The 15,082-nt window shown below is 35.6% G+C and carries 16 protein-coding genes and 1 pseudogene; 5 read left to right on the top strand and 12 right to left on the bottom strand.

The annotated features are described in order from the left end of the window. Positions 1–102 precede the first annotated feature (102 nt). Positions 103–745, top strand: a pseudogene (locus HXT37_RS02850) (relaxase/mobilization nuclease domain-containing protein); the annotation flags it as partial. A 141-nt stretch (positions 746–886) separates the two neighbouring features. Here the strand turns inward: HXT37_RS02850 and HXT37_RS02845 are convergent. From HXT37_RS02845 to HXT37_RS02810, 8 genes are all read right to left on the bottom strand, one after another. Next, positions 887–2,263: an LlaJI family restriction endonuclease gene (locus HXT37_RS02845; RefSeq protein ID WP_421779781.1), complete on the bottom strand. Its 1,377-nt coding sequence runs from the start codon at positions 2,261–2,263 to the stop codon at positions 887–889. Positions 2,264–2,276: 13 nt separating this feature from the next. After that, entirely contained in the window at positions 2,277–4,238 is a 1,962-nt protein-coding gene (locus tag HXT37_RS02840; protein ID WP_288231290.1) for an McrB family protein, read from the bottom strand. Beyond that, positions 4,231–5,304, bottom strand: a complete 1,074-nt coding sequence (locus tag HXT37_RS02835; protein ID WP_421779719.1) for a DNA cytosine methyltransferase — start codon at positions 5,302–5,304, stop codon at positions 4,231–4,233. The genes HXT37_RS02840 and HXT37_RS02835 overlap by 8 nt, the downstream gene beginning before the upstream one ends. Next, positions 5,305–6,024 (bottom strand): DNA-methyltransferase, encoded by a 720-nt coding sequence (locus HXT37_RS02830; RefSeq protein WP_004110918.1) that lies wholly within the window; start codon positions 6,022–6,024, stop codon positions 5,305–5,307. 26 nt (positions 6,025–6,050) lie between these two features. Further along, a complete protein-coding gene (locus HXT37_RS02825; RefSeq protein ID WP_004110921.1) occupies positions 6,051–6,236 on the bottom strand; it encodes a helix-turn-helix domain-containing protein in 186 nt (61 codons plus the stop codon). 1,051 nt (positions 6,237–7,287) lie between these two features. Continuing rightward, complete coding sequence (locus tag HXT37_RS02820; RefSeq protein WP_102702988.1) at positions 7,288–7,467, bottom strand: hypothetical protein; 180 nt, start codon at positions 7,465–7,467, stop codon at positions 7,288–7,290. A gap of 269 nt (positions 7,468–7,736) precedes the next feature. Beyond that, positions 7,737–9,035: a hypothetical protein gene (locus HXT37_RS02815; protein WP_102702987.1), complete on the bottom strand. Its 1,299-nt coding sequence runs from the start codon at positions 9,033–9,035 to the stop codon at positions 7,737–7,739. A gap of 312 nt (positions 9,036–9,347) precedes the next feature. Further along, positions 9,348–9,854: a GNAT family N-acetyltransferase gene (locus tag HXT37_RS02810; protein WP_103014104.1), complete on the bottom strand. Its 507-nt coding sequence runs from the start codon at positions 9,852–9,854 to the stop codon at positions 9,348–9,350. Positions 9,855–10,276: 422 nt separating this feature from the next. Between HXT37_RS02810 and HXT37_RS02805 the strand changes: the two genes are divergently transcribed. Then, a complete protein-coding gene (locus HXT37_RS02805; RefSeq protein ID WP_102702985.1) occupies positions 10,277–10,525 on the top strand; it encodes a prevent-host-death protein in 249 nt (82 codons plus the stop codon). A 179-nt stretch (positions 10,526–10,704) separates the two neighbouring features. On the opposite strand, the gene HXT37_RS02800 is transcribed toward HXT37_RS02805, so the two are convergent. Beyond that, positions 10,705–11,322, bottom strand: coding sequence for a DUF4097 family beta strand repeat-containing protein (locus HXT37_RS02800; protein WP_102702984.1), 618 nt, complete (start codon positions 11,320–11,322; stop codon positions 10,705–10,707). A 672-nt stretch (positions 11,323–11,994) separates the two neighbouring features. Between HXT37_RS02800 and HXT37_RS02795 the strand changes: the two genes are divergently transcribed. Further along, positions 11,995–12,309 carry a hypothetical protein gene (locus HXT37_RS02795; RefSeq protein ID WP_102702983.1) on the top strand — a complete coding sequence of 105 codons (315 nt, stop codon included), beginning with the start codon at positions 11,995–11,997 and terminating at the stop codon, positions 12,307–12,309. Between the two features lie 81 nt (positions 12,310–12,390). Then, entirely contained in the window at positions 12,391–12,657 is a 267-nt protein-coding gene (locus tag HXT37_RS02790) for a hypothetical protein (protein ID WP_102702982.1), read from the top strand. Positions 12,658–13,241: 584 nt separating this feature from the next. Here HXT37_RS02790 and HXT37_RS02785 read toward each other — a convergent pair. Further along, complete coding sequence (locus HXT37_RS02785) at positions 13,242–13,556, bottom strand: integrase (protein WP_233186375.1); 315 nt, start codon at positions 13,554–13,556, stop codon at positions 13,242–13,244. 140 nt (positions 13,557–13,696) lie between these two features. Here HXT37_RS02785 and HXT37_RS02780 point away from each other — a divergent pair, with 140 nt between their 5' ends. Further along, the gene (locus HXT37_RS02780) at positions 13,697–14,071 is read left to right on the top strand and encodes an IS3 family transposase (protein ID WP_219724965.1); all 375 of its coding nucleotides are present in this window, start codon (positions 13,697–13,699) and stop codon (positions 14,069–14,071) included. Between the two features lie 58 nt (positions 14,072–14,129). Here HXT37_RS02780 and HXT37_RS02775 read toward each other — a convergent pair whose 3' ends face one another. Continuing rightward, on the bottom strand, positions 14,130–14,354 hold the full coding sequence (locus tag HXT37_RS02775; protein WP_102702980.1) for a hypothetical protein: 225 nt from the start codon (positions 14,352–14,354) through the stop codon (positions 14,130–14,132). Positions 14,355–14,367: 13 nt separating this feature from the next. Beyond that, positions 14,368–14,931 (bottom strand): hypothetical protein, encoded by a 564-nt coding sequence (locus HXT37_RS02770; RefSeq protein WP_102702979.1) that lies wholly within the window; start codon positions 14,929–14,931, stop codon positions 14,368–14,370. Positions 14,932–15,082: the final 151 nt, after the last annotated feature.

Below are 15,082 nucleotides of genomic sequence, written 5' to 3'. Positions count from 1 at the left end.
AACCGCAAAAGCAGACAACACCATCATGCGCATTTAATGTCGCCAACAATATTCCCTCATAAACGAAGCAATTACCTGCAAATCTTTGCCTTCATAATATTCAACAAGCAACTTTTACTACGCACTCATAAATGCCACGAATCAACTGCCCACACTCAGTTTTTAAGGACACGAAAGACGCGAGAGCAAAAACCGTTTTTGCAAGACATCTCATTCAATCATTTTTACCGGGAGAAACAAGTCCTGAAATGGCTCACCAGATTGGTATAAAGCTGTATAAGAATATACTTAAAGACAAGTACGAATTTGTCTTATCTACTTACGTAGATAAGGGCATATCCACAATCACATCATCTTCAACAATGTAAATATGATAACGGGTAGATGCCACCAGTCTAATAAGAAAAGCTGTCATCAAATCAGGTATCAAAGCGACAAGCTATGCAAAGAAAACAACCTACCTGTCATTGATGAGTTTTACGAAAGTTACAAGAAGAAATATAAGACTAACGGTAAATCTTGGTATGAGAATAAACAGACAAAGCGTGGTACTTCTTGGAAAAGCAGGCTGCAATTTGATATTGACAGAATGGTAAAACAGTTTAAGGATTGGGATGATTTTTTAAAGAAAATGGCTGATCTTGGCTATGAAATTAAGTATAGCAAACACATTGCTTTTAAACCGAAAGATAAGCCGAGATTTACAAGATCTAGAACAATCGGAGAAGATTATACTGAAGAAAGGTAAAAGGAAGCAAAGGCTATGAATATTGGGCAATGATATGTACCCCTTTTCTGGACTGCTAGTGAAAGGAGTACATATCATAAAATAAAGTCTCTGTCTGTAGTACTACAAACAGAGATTCTGCAATAGTATTTTTTATATTTAATCTATATCGTACGTGCCACGGTCTTCGGCAACCATAGAATCAGTAGGCTTACGCGCATAAGATACTGTTTTAGGAAGAGATGATTCCTTTGTAAATTTTATTTCCTTCCTCCACCGAACAGACTCTATAGATTCCGCAAGTGCAGCCTTTTCCTTTATCGGCTTACCTGAATAATGGTACATTAGGTACCTTGTATCAATCACAATTCCTTGGATTCGTTCATAGTATTTTTTGTTGCATCTCCAGTCGCCAATTGCCTCACCAATGTTTCCAACAAAAGACGTCAGACTAAAATAGTTCTTTGCCATATTGTACGGCATGATGAAAGCATTAAATAGAGATTTCGCATCTACATTCTTATTCTTTTCCAAATATTCGCCATATGTAATTTGCTTATTGATTGACGAACCGTTAGGCAGATGGTCAGGAATCCCAGTCAAACCGTATTTATAGTACTTAGCGTCAAGAACGTAATATTTATCGTTATATACCATGATTGTATCCGGAATCAAAGGCCTCTTTTCTTTGTATTTGCCGCAATCAAGCAACCATCTTGAACGAGGAAAATATTTATTTTTGTCCTTCTCTCCAAATGCTCGATCAATTAATTTTTCCCACACATGATCAAAGTCATCTGTACCAAAGTAGAATTGCTTATCTGAAGTCTTCTCATACATATACTCAAGCATGTCATTCATGCTACGAAATAAGGATTTCTTCCTATCGTCATTTGTAGTAGCAAGCTTGTTTTGGACAATTCTTATTGACGTCTTAATATCCGGATGTGACCCTGATTCCTCTGGCATATAGGGAACATACAGCCATCCAAGTCTCTTAAACGCTTCATACACACAGAATCTATTAATCTGCGTTATTTCTTTCGTGTCATTTGGAGTTGAAGATCGAACTTCAAACTGTGTAAACACAAAAGAACTCACACCATTTCTGCTTTGAACAAGAGGCATTTGCTTTCGTGCAGTTCTTGCCCAATCCTGCTTACCAGTTGAAGCAGTAGTATATACTTGCTCTTTCTCAACATAATAGGCGCCACCAATTGAAAAATAATATTCTATAACATTTTTATACGCATTGATAGGGAAGCCTACCAATTGTGGTGCTGTAAACTTATTAATTGCCAATAATCTGTCATCTTTTGTTGTAAATTCAGATAACACTTGTATTAAATGCTTTATGTCTGTTCTGATTTCAGCATCGGTTTTTGGCAACTCATATCCGATTGGAAAATAGACCATAGCATTATCAGAATCAGCTTTGATACCAACAAAACGATCACCATCTTCATTTGTGTTAACATGGCAGTGTTTTTTAATATCAAATTCCTTGATTGAATTTGATGCTGAGTCTAAATCCATATAAATCACCGACTTAATCTTCTTCTACATTAGCAAATGCATCCCTGACATTATCTTTAAACACCTTAAAGCGCTCAGTACCATTGGCATACATAAAAGCATGTATTACTTGTTCAAGACTTTGATATTTATCAACATCAAAAATAATTTCACGGTTGAATTTAAATGCATCATCCCAAAGATATTTTATTACCTTTTCAGGGAACTTCCTATTTTGTCGCATTGCATCACGAATCACTGCAATTCTGGACTTCTCATCATCTGTAAGGGAACCACTGGTTTCTTTCACACGAAGAGCATCGTATTCTTTCAGATCTCCCATAGTGTCATCGTATTTAAGGTCATGAACATGAACAAAATATGCTCCAAGTCTCTTATCCTCCGCAGAAGTCATCCTTGTACTATTCCCAACAACAATCTTATTGATTTCAACACAGAAATTTTTCCATGTTATTCCAGTGTCAAGGATTTCTGCATCAGCAAGCGAACTGTCGACACTGGCAAAATCGTTCTCGATAAGACGCATATCCCATCTGCGCTGAAAAGCTGTATCTAACGTGAAAACATTTTGATCTGATGTGTTCATCGTACCTATGATGGAAAGGTTTGAAGGAATACGAACCTTTTCTGTTTTTCTATCCTTGCCGTACATCTCCTCAGCAATATTCATATTTGTAATACCGTACTCACTTGTACCGATGGGATATCCGTTGTCATCAATATCACGAATTTCTACTTTACGGTCAAGCAACTGGAACACTTCTCCGAAGATAGCAGGAGCGTTACCACGATTAATTTCCTCAATAATAAGGATGTATTCCTTGCTCGGATTGTTATATGATTCACGAAGGATATTCGTAAAAGGTCCAGGAGTAAACTTATAACTTACCTGTCCATCATCTGAAACTGCTGGAAGAATCTGTCCAATGAAATCTGAATAAGTGTAGTCAGGATGAAATACAAGTCTTTCTACAACACTTCCAGGTTTGCAATATTCATGCTCAATAGTCCAACTCTTACCAGAACCCGGAACACCATATAGAAGAATATTACGCCCACTTACAACGCGATTATTTTCAAGCGAATCTTGTCTATCGGTCTCTTTATCTATATTTGCATCCTTGAAGCCTATTATTTTTGTGGCTGATAGCTGCAGAAAGGTTTCTACCCTTTTTTGATATTCCTCTAGATTATTAAACTGACCTTTTAATATCTGAACATCTCCATTATGGCCCTCAAGGTATGGGTTTAGTCCATCCGAAAGCAGAGATTTAAGTATTCTTAAAGAACCTTTAGCTTCTTCATCTCCATTTAAGTCTACATTATTTTTAGTTTGCATTAGTTTCTTATACACGTCGTTTTGATTAAAAATAACATCATTAGTACCATCAACTAATTTAAAGATTGCGCCTTCAGATATTGCAGTTAACAAGCGACTCAATCGAGTCTCTATCTGCTTATCATAATTAATATCAACACCAATCCACAAAATCAAAATACGTACATAAGCATCCCAATCATTGTCAATTAGAGTATCGATAATGTCAGCATTGACCGTATAGATTAATTTTTTGGGATACCTTATTCCACCTGTCCTTTCTGCACCAGCAGTTTTATCTTCATCAATAAAGCTGATTTTTGCTAACTTCCAAATTAGCTCAAAGGCTACTATTAGCGATTCCATTTGAGACTTAAATAGTGAATTATTATTTATAGCATCTATTACTGTATCAATGTTAATACCATCTTGTTTACAAATTTGTGCTAGTTTATTTTTAATAGCAGTTTTCAAATTTGGATTAATTACTATTTTGTCTCCACTTTGCACGGAATACTGAAGCTCAGCAGACTTAATAGAGCACTCCCAAAACAAAAGTATTAGCGCGACAGCACTCTTAACATGTGGGAGCGAAGATTTAATACCAAGCTTTAAATCCAATGCATTATAAACGGACATATTATCTGGTCTATTCATCAGTGTTTCCCTCCATAATATCATTTTTAATTACTCTAGCGATTGCTGATGCCAATAGTGGCGGAACAGCATTACCAACTTGTCTCATTTGAGAACTCTTACTACCAATGAATATGAATTCATCTGGGAATGACTGTATCCTGGCCGCTTCTCTTACTGTTATTGCCCGATTTAAAAAAGGATGAGTAAATTTGCCTGAAGAAGGTGTATCAAATCTTGTTGTTATCGTGACGGATATATCATCTTTTTTCATTCTGGTCCACGTACCACTATATATGGATTTAGTCAGATGCTCTTTTGGTAAAACTTCTTTACCGGCATTAGGAGGAATCATTCTCAATCTTTTTAATGAAAGTGGAGAGTGTTTTGTTGCCTTATGATTATACAAAAGGTTAGCATGTCCACGTAATTTTTTTTCATACTCGCTTTGAGGCGCATATCTGTATTCTTGCACCTCATCGCCTTCTCCTGATTCTAAAAATGCCAAGTCGCTAATTGCGTCCCATATAGTTACTTTCTCATTCAGCGAAGATGGTAAAGACGGAGCAACCCCATTCATTTTGCCAATAATAACTGCTCTTTTTCTATTTTGTGGTACTCCAAAATCCGCGGCATTAAGTACTCCATGCTGCAAAAAGTACCCCATAGCATTAAATAGCGTCTCAATTTCATTAAAAAAATAACCTTTTTCAGCAGTAAGCAGGTTTGGGACATTCTCCATTACAAAATACTTAGGTTTTACAAGCTCAACTACCTTTACATAATATTCAAATAAAAAATTTCTTTTATCGTAGATTGTTTTCCGCTGACCTTTTTGCGAAAAGCCTTGGCAAGGTGGCCCTCCTATAATGACGTCAATCTTATTTTTATATGTTCCAAAAATAGCATCCAAATCAAGAGAGGTAATATCACCAACGACCATTTTTGTTGTTTTATGATTTTTCATATAAGCGTTTGCAATGGATTCATCATACTCATTAGCTAAAAGAACACTGAATCCTTCTTCTTCAAAGCCTAACGATAATCCTCCTACGCCTGAAAATAAATCTATTACCGTTGGTTGCATTTATTTGCCCTCTATCCTAGATTTAGCAATGTTGTAGTATTCTGAGTTTAATTCTATACCTATAAAATTGCGACCAGCTCGTTTTGAAACAACTCCCGTTGTTCCAGAGCCCATAAATGGATCTAGAATATTATCACCAGGGTTGGAAAGTATTTCTACAAAGTGCTGCATCAAACTTTCTGGCTTTTGCGTTGGATGTTTTCCATATTTTCTTTCGCTATTCGGAGTGACGGATGTTTCTATAAAATCATGAAACATAGCTCCACCATTGTTAAATGTTCCAGTCTTTGTTTTATAAGTGAAATACACCCATGCTTCTGTAGAATTTACAAAATGTAAATTCATATTTCTGGGCATAGGGTTAGTTTTATGCCAAATCCCTGTTGTCTTATAGTAAAATCCATATTCCTCAGCTAACTTTATAATCGTTTCAACTTTTATAATAGCCATAAACACAATCATAGAGCCACCCTTTTTCATGACTCTAGAAGATAGTTCAAAAAAAGACTCCATGGATTTCTTCCATTCCTCAAAACCCATGTCATCCCAACCTGCGGCAGCAAAAAAATTGTCTCTCATCTTTTTTAGATTAGTATCTCTAGTTTTCATAAAACTACCAAGATTATATGGCGGATCTGTAACAATTAAATCTATTGATTTTGCCCTAAGATTATCCATAGCAACAATACAGTCATCGTTGTAAAGTTCTATTTTAGACAATATGAATCACCCTCCTAACTTAACAGCTACTCTGCACTTTCTCCACTGGCAATCCATTTATCTAATTCCGAGCGTTTAAATTTCCAAAGTTTTCCTATTTTATATACTGGCATATCTGGTTTTTTTCTTATCCAGGTTCTCAGAGTGACAGTTTTTATCCCCAAGTATTCTGCCGCTTCATCAATGCTGATATAGCTTTCTTCATTTTTCATCTGTGTTATACCGCCTCTAAATTTTCATCACTACAGACCTAATTACCATTATATCTGCTTTTTATAAAAGGTCAATATATTTGGTTGTATTTGGATATATTTCATTATATTTGTATATATTACTAGATATTTTACATTATAAGAAATTGCCTATCTTTGACGTTGTAGCCTGTGAGCAAGTCGTGTGTACCTTTTACCGTTAGTATCCTGTGCACTCGACCCTAGAGCGTCGACATGTTCCCTCATACAGCCAAAACACACCCAAAAACCGCGAGAACCCAGCTTAAATCCACCGCACGCTAAACCTTTTAACGATAGTCCTCGCTAAGCCTTTCTACACAAGGGCAAATTTGCACCCACCTAATCAGCCTTTGACATCAAAACAACAGTCTCAACGTGAGATTGAGAGACAAATATGAATAAAAGTTAATAGTTTTCAAAAGCTCGCGCTCGGGAATATGTGTGGGAATATAAGCATAACTAATACGTTAAGCTATTCACTACAAATCTAAACTATTCCTATCCAATAGGAAGTCGAATAAACTAGTAAGTATTCCATGCTCATCCAAAAAAGGTTTTATTCTATCTTTTACGATAATTATTTTTTCTTAAATGAATCATCAATATATAACAAGGACGCTTTTTCTTGATGTATCTTTTCGATTGAAGGAAGGCTATAGGCAGATTGTATATAATATCTTTTACTTCCAAGATTAGCTATGAAATCAACTTCTAACTGTTTCTTGATGCCTTTATTATTAATATTAAACGTATATTATATCTGTGAACAACATCTCGTAAACGTACGCCTCTTCCTATTTAGAATTATTTCCATTTCGGAATTTAATCTAAATACATTATGAAGAATAAGCTCATGGAACTCAACGCTATTTAGAAATCTATCGCAAAAAAGTCTCTAACCTCACCCAAGCTAGCCGTGGACACTCTTTAGAATAAATACATCGCGTCCACTCCACTTAGGAGTTGCAAAACACGTACTTGTATGATGTCATCCATTTAATTAGTCTCGCTGTCTAGTCGGAGAATTGTTTTACTTGCTTGACTTAATAAGCACGACTGCCCAAACGATAAGAATCAGTTCCATTGCAATGGCTACTCCAAGCAGATGATATAACTCCATAATAGCGAAAGCTGCAATAACTGGAACCATTACGCTTGTTAGAATAGAAACTAGCTGCATTTGCTTACGACCGTTTGAACATTTACTCATTTAGATGTCTTCCTAGTAAGCTGGTGCATTTAGAATCACCAAGGTCTCAAGTGGACGATAATATAATAGTAATGCTAACGTCCACTGATGAAATTCAACTATTTGAAACTAACGGTGCTAAAGTACCTCTCTCACTAATTAACAAATTATCATAGTTGGCGTGAATGGCATTCTGAGTGACGGTGGCACCATTCATGTCAAGAGGACGAATACTGTCATACTTTTTGTTACAACGTACCTGTCACCTTATCATTCTTCTTTTTTCACATTCATTCTGCCTTACCCATTGGTAAGTAGTAGATTTTACCGTCTTTAGAAATCAATTGCACATCCTCGGCATACAGGTCAGAGGTGTCCTGCGGATGTTTAATGGATTTGACTGATGCTTGAGCCGTTATCATATCTACTGTTTTTTTGTTAATCGCCCTAAAATTAAGGTCATCATCAAATAATCCAGGAATAAAATGAATGACGCGATCGATTCCATCTCTTTTACGCTTGATCTCATCTGTATCAATGCTTAAACGATTTACGGATGTCTGATGCCAGCCAGTCAATAATGCTTGAGTATCTTCCACCTGCTTTGTGTATGTCGGCAAAAGCGCTAGGCACTGCTTTCTTGAGACAGCCCCCAGATGAAGCGTATACCTCAAGTCGGAAATCTTATACAGCACATCAAGCAATGCTTTTTGGTATGTATACCAGTTTTGCGCTTCTTTTAATTCCTTTTCATAAGATGCATAATCCAGGTCATTTTTCTTTGTAAAGCCCGCCAAAGTTAAATTAACCTGACCAAGTAACTGAGTACATTCTTCTTCTAGATTATCGAGCTGCGCAATCTTTGACAGTCTCAATTCATCATTCTCAAGGATCTCTACTTGAAAGTCGGCAATTTTCTTAACATGAGCAACAAGTGAAAAAATCCGACTTCGAAATTCGTTATCTTGGAAATCAGATATTTTTGAAATTCCATCACGGATTACTCCAAGCTCTGCATTTATCTGCGTCATGTAATACTGCCCAACAACAATTGATGCCAATCCCATGGCTACACCCACATTATTTGCTACTACATTTTTAGCTTTAACCGCTAAAAGGTTTGCATGACCCTTGATTCCATTAGCACCAAAATAGAGTCCTCGAACCGCCCCTTCCATAGCCTTAGAATTGGTAAGTTTAGCACCAGCCGGGATTATAGCGCGATACAAAACCTCGCTTCCCGCTTTTGCAGTTTGGACTGCATTGGAACCTGCTATACTAGCCTGCACCAATCCGGAAAACAAATTGCTCACACGCCCCAGAATTTTACTATCAGTTATCTCCACCAGCTTACTATCATCAGATATTGCTTCTACCGGAAGCATTTCCATCTGAATGACAAGTTCATCGAGCTTTTGATCTGGCTGAGATAATTTACTTGTTTTCTTTACTATCATCGCACTATTATTCAAATCAGAGCTATTCTCGTCTTTGGGAATATTTGTTTTCTTTAGCCTATTAATTAGGAAAGCAGCAATCATCACCACTGCCACAATACATATGCCAACTACAACATACTCTATATTCAAAGTTCCTCCTTTTAACGTTCTATAATAGGAATAGTAAATTTTGCGAATAAATCAAGCCTCACCAATCTTGATATCTATCTCACAACCACAACTACCCGACATCTAACCCGGCAACTCCATTTATTGACATCTATCTTGGCAACTCTACCATCACACTCTTGGTTGGTTCTCCTTTAGATAAATTTCCGCAGAGTGTTTTGTCTGCCCGATTCCGAAGTCCCCCGATTGCCAGAAAACCGCAGCGTTACCGAGCTTTTGCGGCTATTTTCCTGTCACTCTCACATTCACATTCGCTGTTTTTAATCTTTTTTCCTATATATTAATCCAATACCTTCTTGTTGTAACATTTCCTCTTGATAAGCTATTTTTCACTTTATTTTCCAAAATTCCACCATTATTTTCTATAACTTTTATCGACCCAATATTGTCATCATCACACGTAATCAAAACCTTATGTAGATTCAAAGTCTCTTTACAATATGTAAGTGCCATAGAAAGCATTTTTGTTCCATAGCCCTTCATACATTCAGATTGTCTAATTTCGTATCCTATGTGACCACCATAGTTAATTAAAAAAGAATTTAATTCATGCCTGATATTAATTTCGCCAATAAATTTTTCATTATCTATCAACCAAAATGTAGTAGCTCTAACATAATTTTCAGGCAAATTTATACCATGTTCATAGTTATAAGAACTCTCTATAATTGTCTCAGGGTGTATAAAACGTCTTTCTGCATGCGGCCTAAAAATTTCATCTTCTTCATTTGCCTCTATATAACTTTGGATATATTTACTATCTGGTCTAATTAATTTCATAAGTTCTCCTTATTCTTAATATGCAATATCCTTAATATGCAATTCTAATAAAAATACAATTCTATTAAAATTAGAATCCATAATAGTCTGTTTAGTTTTCATAGCATTAATATTAAAAAATTACACACGCAAGCTTTATTAAAGGAAAATTTTTTATTTTTCCAATTAATATAGGCTTTTCGCATCCATAAAATTTTTCTTTTCCATAAATCACAGCTTTTATTAGAAAAATAGGGTTATTCCCCAATAATCAAATAATGTAGGGAACTTTTTTACAATTTTTACACCGATTTGTTCCCCAAAATATAAGCAACTAAATCACATATAGGCTAATGCCATTTATAAAATAACTCTCAAAATACTTAGGATTTATTTATCCTAAAATATATGCTATAATCCTCCTAAAAATGGAGGTTCTTGATATGAATGTAAATACAGACACACTTGTTTCTATTTCCGAAGCAAATCAAAACTTTTCTAAAGTTGCGCGACTTGTTGACACATACGGATCAGCTGTTATTTTGAAAAACAACGCTCCTCGCTACGTAATTTTAGAATTCCCAAAAGCCAAAACTGAAAAAGTTACTGTTCCAACAGATAATGAAGTTATGGCTTTATCCAACATGTTCATTAAAAAGAACAAAAAAGTCTATGAGGAACTTGCCAAATGAAGAACTGATTGATATTATTCTCAAAGTTGCATCAGGCGAAGCAAATGAAAATGACCTTTACACTTGGATTAAAAAACCACCAAGCCTAATACTCCAACATTCCTAAGCATTTTTAGAATATGCCAAACTATATTTCGTGCGACTAGTCACAGTGACAGACATAAAACACCGCAACAGTATTACTTCACTACAGCTTTCCCATTCAAGCAATGCACAGCATAGTGAGCACATCCATCTGTTTTGCGCCCAAAATTATTACAACTAAGATTGACCTTATTCTTATCAGAAACCTCGCTAATACCATTCTCACAAACTACTTCAAGACATACATCCTTAGGTATTTCTCCTTCTAAAACACTCGTACCATTTAACGTATCCACCATGCAAGAAGCAACAACCTTAACATTATTCGCCACAGCAGAACCATTAAGACACTTTAGAAAAACATCATTCGCCTGAACATTCCTTGCTTCCACCCTGCCGTTATGAACTTCCGCATAAATCTTGTCAGCTTTAATATCCGTTACTAATACTTGATTAGACTCAGCTTTAATCTCACAAAAATCAACACTCTCTGGTAACGAAACAATTACCTCAGGGCTGCCTTTAGCAAGCCAATGCAGCCAGTAAAAAGCCGATACTTTTTCTGTTTGAACGAGTTTTATACCGTCTTGATTTTTTTCAATATGAAATATATCTTTTTCACAATTAACATAACTAATATTAAAAGAATCAGCCCTTCTAACCGTTAAGCTAACATCTTTCGTTTTTGCTACAAACTTCCTACTATTCGCCACTTGAACAACTCCCTTGTTAAATATCGGGTTATAGACCAAAAATCAAAAGACCCGACTTGATCCGCATTGTTAAGAGGCGCGTCGGATACTGTTATTTGCGTATGCTACACCAACGAGAGTATTTTATTAAATATTGCAAACTAAAACAAATTTTTCTTTCTAACAAGATTATTTAGTCTTACACTCACCTTTATGAACACAAACAAATGTCAGAACGAAAACGCTACAACAGGCTGCAGGCACAGTAGAAATCATCAAAACGCTATTGCGATTCAGTGAGATTTGCAAAGAAGCGCTACTGATTCTGTATGGATTGAGAGAACTCCTAGTATATCTACACTTTTTTGAGTGCACACTATGAATAGTGGGTGCACTTTTTAACGACAGGGAGGGCTATCGTTAAAAAGTTTAAGATTAGCTTGATAACTTGATTTTTAGGCATCACGAAACAGTCCATAATAAACAGGATGTATATTGAAATCGACTCTAAGAAAATAAGCATAAATTTATAAAAATCAGATTAAGCTCAAGACGCAGTTCCGAACAAAAGATGTTTAATGTTAGACTTTATATTGTATTCGAACTTAATGTTCATTATCTTATTTGTGAAGATAGAAACAACCATTGTTACTACTCTCGCGTAGAAAGATGCAGAATTAGGTAGGGTAAATTATGACTTGGAATTATGCAGAGTTTTCAAAGGAAGCCAAAAATGCAGGCGGACCTGAAAAATTCGTAGATAAGACTTTTAACCTCGGAAAAGATGAGGGGCATAAGAAAATGCTTCCTTATATTGGCGGAGCACTAGCAATTGGTGCTATTGGCAGTGCCTGCATCATGAAACTAATTCAGTATTTCAAAGAAAAATCAGACTCACCTGCCGAATTAGAAGCTGCTAAGCAGGAAATAATCCAAGGAATCAATGAATACAATGACTCCCATCCACAAGAGACCGTTATCAAAGACGCAACAGAAGAAAATTCATAGATTCTAAAATAGCAATTCTCTGATACGACTGAAATGATTATATTCGTATTCACTATAAGTTTTTATCACGGAGGAATGAAAATGAAATATGTGTTTAAAGCCACAAAAATTGGCTGGGACAAAGAACAAGATGGCGTATGGTTTGACGCTGATTATTACACCAAGGAAGAAGCCGAAGCAGAATTCAAGCCATATCAGGGAACAACACAAAGAGGATATCCTTATACCGGATACGAATATGATGGCGTAAAATATCATGATTTCACATACCTTGGCGAATATGAAAATGACAACATACCCAAAAATGATGATGATTATTTTGAACATATAAAGAAAAAATCCAAATAAAGAGATTCTGTATTTGAGAGGCTCTTTATGCAAATCAACAAAATTAATTAAGGGAAAAATATGACCAGGGAAGAACTAAAAAACAGATTGATGAGTTAATGCGTCAATATGACAATGAAGAAATCGATGGAAATACTTACGCGCGAAAGATGATGGAATTAACCACATCTTTGAGTGGTAAAATTAGCGAATATTAAAAACGAACCTACTGCTTAATTGAATATAGCGGTATTAGATGTTCCATCACTCATAAAACAAGCAAGGCTTATGATTATCAGCATTTAACGATATTCATAGACCTTGCTTACATAAAACCAAATTTCATGATTTCTACTCCAATCTTAGCTATTCAAGAACAGGCATATTTGTTGCAGAAATTACGAAATTGAATACACAGATTCAAAGATGAGCATTACTCTCGAAAATTGTATTCTATTCTTTCCGAACGCAGAAGCATAATACGATATTTAATAAACATTATTGTAGAAACCACAATATTTCATACCATATTCCCGAACATCATAAGTGACTGATATCACTCATTTAGAGCACATAAGAAATAGCTAAAAATGAGCTCTAAGAAGTTACACACTTTCAATATTCACACTAATCTCTGATTTAAAAGTTACGCTGAACCTATCCTCGTAAACTTTTATTTTCTTGATGTACTTTCTTACCAGCTTCTCATCATACTCACTAATATCGTGACGTTCACTTTTCAGAAAATCTTCCATTTCTCTGATCCGTCTTTTAGCATCTTCTTGACCTGCTTTTTCTATAAGAAGCTGCTGTTTCTTAACTTTCAGTTCATCAATCTCATCAGCTATTTTCGTGTAGTCTTTTTTAGCTTTAAGCAAGGTTAATGAAATCTGTCGTGATGGTTTTTTGTAAAAGCGCATCACCTGCTAGCCTTGGAAACTACAAGCTTCAAGGTCTGCTTAACATTCTTTTGCATTTCCATCACCTCGCTTTCTGTTTCATCTTTTACAAAAAACGAAAGATTCTCTTTTAAGAGCAATTTGTGTAAAATAAAGACGTTATGTACGAAGGCAGCTCTCCTTTTAAGCAACGTATTGGACTTTTAGAGCGCAAGATTAGAGTAGTTAAAGAGAATAGTTATAATGAAACAGACTGGCTCAAATGGTCTAAACATGCATTTTTGAATCTATTTATGGTTTTTAATATCAAGGAGATAGTCTTCTTCTGGCAAGAGAAAACCTTCTTGCAACATAACTGGGATAGTACAGAAAAATTACGTCAAGCTATTCATACTTATATTGATTCTTACAACAACCACAGAATTAAAATGGGGCTTAAAAGACAATTATGGAACATCATGCTATGGTTGCACAAAATGTCTAAAAATTGTCCTAAGCCCCTTTTGTTTTCAATGTCAAGTAATACTAAATGTTAAGCTTTTTTAGCTTAACTACAGCAAGTTTTCATTGATATTTCAACGAAAACTCGGTTTTTTAGCACACTTTTTGCCGCTTACCCTCAAAAATAGTTCCTTCATTAGGCAACGACATCGTTGTCATCAAAGCAAGCACAAACATAAGCGGACCGAGCGCATTCCCATACGTTTTGAACATCGCACCAAAATCATGGCCGAATACCACCATCGACAAGTAAAGGAACATAAAATTCACAGCTGTAAACATAACCAACTTCAGCACGAACATAAGAACCTTGTACATGAGAATATCCTCCTCACTCACTCCACGGAGTCGCACACCAAATAGCAGAAGCTGCTAAACTTGCAGCTAGGCCCACAGCTCCACCTCTAAATGCGGCTGAACCAGCTACCTTTAAAATATACATAGCAGCTTGCTTCCAAAGCTGCTTTTCAAGTAACTTTGTGAAAGCACCAGTAAATACTCCAGCAAGGCTGCCTAGCCCAGTAGCATTAATTATACATTTAGCATAATCCTTCGAACGCACTGCATGATTATCATTAGACGAAATCTCACCAACAGATGCATTTGCATTGAGCTTATGAATTAAATTCTCAAGCACTTCTTTAGGAACATGAGAAAACTCCCCTGCTTGTGTTATAGTCCATTTTTTATTAATTTCATTAAACTTGAGATACCTTGAAAAAATAATTTCAAGACGCTTAGCATAATTATCTATATTCGCATCACTGACATTGCTTTCTACAACACTTGGTCCGTTATCCACTATCTCACTAGCTTGAGCAGTTGATACCAGAGAAATACAGGTTGATAATGCTGCAACAACTACAGCAATAGACTTAAAAATATGACATTTCATAGAAATTCTCCTTTGTAATTACAATATATAAAAGACCTATCATTAGGTTTAGTACTCATCTTATTACATGATTTTTTGCCATACAATTGTTGTTGTTATTTTTGATAACATATAAAATGTATAAGGTGTTATAAGTTTTACTTGTAACAAC

It is taken from the genome of Gardnerella sp. DNF01151 (genome assembly GCF_049244235.1).
GTDB lineage: Bacteria > Actinomycetota > Actinomycetes > Actinomycetales > Bifidobacteriaceae > Bifidobacterium > Bifidobacterium swidsinskii.
The sequence above is the reverse complement of the archived record's forward strand: the minus strand, read 5'-3'. Positions and strand labels throughout refer to the sequence as shown.

What these genes read in the sequence shown, in the direction of transcription:
- HXT37_RS02790 (WP_102702982.1), top strand. Translation starts at nt 12,391, where the DNA reads ATGAAATATGTGTTTAAAGCCACAAAAATTGGCTGGGACAAAGAACAA.
- HXT37_RS02795 (WP_102702983.1), top strand. Translation starts at nt 11,995, where the DNA reads ATGACTTGGAATTATGCAGAGTTTTCAAAGGAAGCCAAAAATGCAGGC.
- HXT37_RS02840 (WP_288231290.1), bottom strand. Translation starts at nt 4,238, where the DNA reads ATGAATAGACCAGATAATATGTCCGTTTATAATGCATTGGATTTAAAG.
- HXT37_RS02845 (WP_421779781.1), bottom strand. Translation starts at nt 2,263, where the DNA reads ATGGATTTAGACTCAGCATCAAATTCAATCAAGGAATTTGATATTAAA.
- HXT37_RS02805 (WP_102702985.1), top strand. Translation starts at nt 10,277, where the DNA reads ATGAATGTAAATACAGACACACTTGTTTCTATTTCCGAAGCAAATCAA.
- HXT37_RS02825 (WP_004110921.1), bottom strand. Translation starts at nt 6,236, where the DNA reads ATGAAAAATGAAGAAAGCTATATCAGCATTGATGAAGCGGCAGAATAC.
- HXT37_RS02780 (WP_219724965.1), top strand. Translation starts at nt 13,697, where the DNA reads ATGTACGAAGGCAGCTCTCCTTTTAAGCAACGTATTGGACTTTTAGAG.
- HXT37_RS02820 (WP_102702988.1), bottom strand. Translation starts at nt 7,467, where the DNA reads ATGAGTAAATGTTCAAACGGTCGTAAGCAAATGCAGCTAGTTTCTATT.
- HXT37_RS02785 (WP_233186375.1), bottom strand. Translation starts at nt 13,556, where the DNA reads ATGCGCTTTTACAAAAAACCATCACGACAGATTTCATTAACCTTGCTT.
- HXT37_RS02835 (WP_421779719.1), bottom strand. Translation starts at nt 5,304, where the DNA reads ATGCAACCAACGGTAATAGATTTATTTTCAGGCGTAGGAGGATTATCG.
- HXT37_RS02775 (WP_102702980.1), bottom strand. Translation starts at nt 14,354, where the DNA reads ATGTACAAGGTTCTTATGTTCGTGCTGAAGTTGGTTATGTTTACAGCT.
- HXT37_RS02810 (WP_103014104.1), bottom strand. Translation starts at nt 9,854, where the DNA reads ATGAAATTAATTAGACCAGATAGTAAATATATCCAAAGTTATATAGAG.
- HXT37_RS02770 (WP_102702979.1), bottom strand. Translation starts at nt 14,931, where the DNA reads ATGAAATGTCATATTTTTAAGTCTATTGCTGTAGTTGTTGCAGCATTA.